At 63.0% G+C, this 2,756-nt stretch carries 1 protein-coding gene; it reads left to right on the plus strand.

Translation table 11 applies throughout. The features are described 5' to 3' along the window. Positions 1-69 precede the first annotated feature (69 nt). Entirely contained in the window at positions 70-2,709 is a 2,640-nt protein-coding gene (locus tag AC3WLD_RS18775; RefSeq protein ID WP_492558391.1) for a peptidoglycan DD-metalloendopeptidase family protein, read from the plus strand. Positions 2,710-2,756: the final 47 nt, after the last annotated feature.

Here is a 2,756-nt window from a genome sequence, read left to right on the forward strand (position 1 = left end):
ATCAACCTTGCGCCATCGTGAAAGGGGGTCCCTTTTGCGCGCCGATAGGGGGTCCCGTTTGCACGCCGATTGACAGCCCTGGTCAATGGCGGGGACGCAGAGCCACTTCGCGCCCGACTTCGTGCTGCCGAGTCCGCGATGAAATCGCTGCAGGGCGAAGCCGGCCGCCTGGAGTCGACCCTCGCACGGCAGAAATCCGGCTACGCGGATGCCGGACAGAATGTCGCGACACTGGAGGGCAACCTTAACGCCCTCGCCCTCGCTCAGCGTGCCGCACGCGAGGAAGGCGACCGATTGAATGCGAGCCTGGCACAACAGGCGAAGGCAGCCGCCGTCCGTCCGACAATTGAGCGTGCAACGGGCGTGACGCGTGATCGCGGCGACTATGATCAGTTGGCCGCCAAGCTTCGCGAGGAAGCCGCCACGGCCGCCGATCGCGAGGCCGCGGCGATTGCCCGGCTGCGCAGCGAACTTAATCCGGCTGCGGCCCTGGAGGCACGCCTAGCAGCCGAGACGGAGAAGCTGGCGAACTGGCTGCACCGCGGGGAGATCAGCGCGGATGAGCATCGGCAGGCGCTGGCACTGTTGAAAGGGGAAGCCGATCGAACGGCAAAGGTCCTGGCACGCGCCCCGGCAGGCGGCCGCGGGGCATTCCTGGGACTCGAGCCCTACCAGCTCCAGAATCTCTCGTTTCAGGTAAATGACGTTTTCACGCAGCTCGCGTCCGGCACGTCACTAATGCAGACGCTGGGGCAACAGGGCGGGCAGATAATCCAGATTTTCCCGCGCGTCGGTTCGGCGATCGCTGCCGGCCTTACCAGTGCGCCAGTTATCGCATTGGTCGCGGTGTTTGGCACGCTTGTCGCCGCAATGAGCCGGGCGGCCGATCAGGCAGAGCGCCTGCGGACCTTCAACGGGATCCTCGCAGCGAATGCCGATGGGGCCGCGCACAGTGCCGAACGGCTCAGCGAGGCGACCGGCGAACTGCGGCGATACGGGGTGGCTGCCGAGGATGCCCTTGCGGCCGTGCGGAAATTCAACCGCGACGGGATCGCGGACTCGCGTATCGAGGAATTTGGACGGGCGGCGGCTGATACTGCCGAAGTCATGGGAGTCGACCTGAAGCAAGCCGCCGATGACGTGTCTCAGGCATTCACGGGCGGGTTTGAAGCGGTCAAGAAACTGGACGACGCGACCAACTTCCTAACCGCGGCGCAGCGCGACCAAATCGAGTCCTTATTCGAGCAAGGGCGGGCAACTGAGGCTCAGAATCTCGCGCTAGGGATATATTCCGCCAAAATGGAGGAAGCCGCCGAAAAGCAACGCGGCGCCTGGGCAAGTGCAGCGCGGGAACTGTCGGCAGCCTGGAGCGACCTGCTAGACGAATTCGCGGACTTGGGGCCGATTAAGGGCGCGACAAGCGCGCTCGAAACCTTGGCGCGCAACCTCGCGATGACTCTTCGCGCGGCGCGCGGCGCCAGTACCGAAGCCGACTTGTTGCAGCGTATCGCTGCCACTGAAGTGGAGATTTCGAATCTCCGTCGATATGGCGGCGCGAATAATCCGTTCCTGCAACAGGCTTTGGAGCGGAAAGCAGCACTCGAAAAGGAGCTGCAAACCGTACAGCGACGCAATTACGCTGAGAAAGCCGGCGCTGCGATCGTCGCCGATCAGACTGAGCAGCGGGCCAAGCAATCGGACTCGCTGCGCACCGCGACCGCGGCCGCGAAGGAAAACAAGTCGCTGGCTGAGGCCGAAGCCGATGCCCTGCGCAAGGCGAACGAATTCCTGGATAAGAATTTCAAGTTCGCCGATGACGCGACGAAAGCCGCGTACCGTCAACAGGAACTGGAAAAGGTCCGCGCGGACTATGCCAAGCGGGCCGCGGACTCGGCGAAAAAGGAAGCCGATCAGCGCGAGCGATCGCGGCGCGAGGCCGAACGTCTCAGCAAGCAAACCGCTTTTATCATGCCGGTTGACGGTCCGGTTAAATCAGGTTTCGGACCTCGCAAGGCGCCCACTGCCGGCGCGTCAACCTATCACCGCGGAATCGATATCGCGGCGCCCATCGGGACGCCCGTAAAGGCGCCAGCCGATGGTGTGGTTATCGAGACCGGGACGGACTCGAAGCTTGGGAAATTCATTTACATTGACCACGGCGGCAACGTGGTTTCGAAATTTGGGCACCTGAGCGACAACAGCATTGCGACGGGGACCCAGGTTACCAAAGGCGATGTTATCGGCCGGACGGGCAACAGCGGGCTCAGCACGGGGCCGCACCTGCACTACGGAGTCGAAGTCAACGGGAAACCGGTTGATCCTCGCAAGGGGATGTTCCCTGCGGATGGCGCCGGCCGGTTTGCGATCGATGCTGGCGAAGCCATCGCGGACCTTGAGGACAAGCAAGACAAGTTCAATGAGGCGATTGACGCTGAGAACCTGAAGCGACGGGAAACCATCGACCTGTTGACCGCGCAACAGGGTCTCAGAGGCATCGCGCTGATCGAGGAGCAAAAGCGCCAGTTTGTGGAGGAAGCTGTCAATTCGCAGCGGGCTCGCGCGGCGAAGGAAGGACTCAGCTACACGGCCGATCAGGAAGCCGCGACGCGTTCCCTGGCTGCGCAGGAATTCGAGCTGACTCGCGGCATTACGGACCGGGCCGAAGCGCGGCGCGATGAACTGGACGCCTCGAAAAACCCTCGTCTTTGAGGGGGTGATTTGATTCAATGGCCCCCGTATCGAGCGGAGGCGGAGAT

Source organism: Novosphingobium sp. FW305-C-111 (assembly GCF_058783565.1).